The sequence below is a fragment of the Noviherbaspirillum malthae genome, from assembly GCF_015352985.1.
Classification (GTDB): domain Bacteria; phylum Pseudomonadota; class Gammaproteobacteria; order Burkholderiales; family Burkholderiaceae_D; genus Noviherbaspirillum; species Noviherbaspirillum malthae.
Genome location: NZ_JACYXF010000176.1, coordinates 1 through 1,483, shown reverse-complemented (window position 1 = coordinate 1,483; position 1,483 = coordinate 1). Strand labels below are relative to the sequence as shown.

At 56.5% G+C, this 1,483-nt stretch carries 1 protein-coding gene; it reads left to right on the top strand.

Going from position 1 to position 1,483, the window contains the following annotated elements; translation table 11 throughout:
• Window positions 1-188 precede the first annotated feature (188 nt).
• Window positions 189-1,349, top strand: coding sequence for an IS30 family transposase (locus IGW03_RS37590; protein ID WP_151638189.1), 1,161 nt, complete (start codon window positions 189-191; stop codon window positions 1,347-1,349).
• Window positions 1,350-1,483 lie beyond the last annotated feature (134 nt).

The following is a 1,483-nucleotide window of genomic DNA, read 5'->3' as shown; positions in this document are numbered from 1 at the left end:
GTGTGCCTGCTGGACGATGTCCTGCAGTGCCGCACCGATCTCGGCTTCGCCTTCGCTGATGGCGCCCACCGACAGCTCGATGCCGAACAAGTCGGCCAGCACGCCTTGTACCTGCCGCTTGCTCAAGGATGGATTCAACCGGTGGATGCAACATACTAAAGACTGCGCAAGCAGAAGGAGTGTTGCATATGAAGCAGAGACCACGGATTTACTACTCGGAAAGCCAGAAGGCAGTGATGTGGGAACACTGGCGGAAGGGCGAGTCGCTCCAGCAGATAGCCCAGTTGTTTAATCGGAACCACTCCTCGATAGAAGGTATTCTGGCAGAGACAGGCGGGATACGTCCGCGACAACGATGCCGTTGTGCACTGGCGCTGACGTTGCCGGAGCGGGAAGAGATATCGCGTGCACTGGCAGCAGGTAATTCAATCCGGTCGATGGCGACCTTGCTAGGGCGAGCGCCATCGACTATCAGTCGTGAGATTAAGCGCAACGGCGGCTATGAATCCTACCGGGCAGCCCAGGCCGAGCAAGCGGCTTGGGATCGAGCACGTCGGCCCAAGACCTGTAGACTAGTGGAGAACCGGCCATTGGCGCACATTGTGGCTGCCAAGCTGCAATTGCTGTGGTCGCCGCAGCAGATTGCCGGATGGCTTAAACATACGTATCCCAACGATGAGCGTCACCGCGTGTCACACGAGACTATCTATCGCAGCCTCTACATTCAGGCCCGTGGTGCGCTGAAGAAGGAACTGCTGGCCCATTTGCGGCGTACACGCGTCATGCGCCGTTCACGCCATTACACCCAGAAGACGCTCAATCACGGCAGAATTCTTGACACAGTATCGATCAGCGAGCGCCCAGCTGCAGTGGAAGATCGAGCGGTTCCTGGACACTGGGAAGGCGACTTGCTGTGCGGTGGCAAGAGTAGCCAGATTGCGACTCTGGTAGAACGGCAGACACGCTATGTCATGCTGGTGAAGGTACCGAGCAAAGATACCGAGACGGTAATCAATGACCTGATCAGGCAGGCCAGAAAGCTACCAGAGCAACTCTACCAATCACTGACTTGGGACCGGGGTAAGGAAATGGCCGGACACAAACGCTTTACGTTGGCAACTGACATACAAGTTTATTTCTGCGACCCTCATCATCCTTGGCAGCGTGGTTCAAATGAGAACACGAACGGATTGTTAAGACAGTATTTCCCTAAAGGTATCGACCTGTCAGGCTACTCGCAGGCGAAACTTAATACGGTAGCGAGGCAGTTAAATGCGCGTCCAAGAAAAACACTCAACTATGAAACGCCCGCTGAACGATTTCACCAATCTGTTGCGTCGATCGGTTGAATTCGCAAAGTGATAGCTGCCGGTAAGGGTGCCGACGGTGGCCAGCAGGCGCGGGCCTGTGACGCGACGGGAAACGCCGGGCGGCAAGCCGGCTTCACAGACTTGGCCGCAGGCGCAGCAGGCACCGGCCAGGA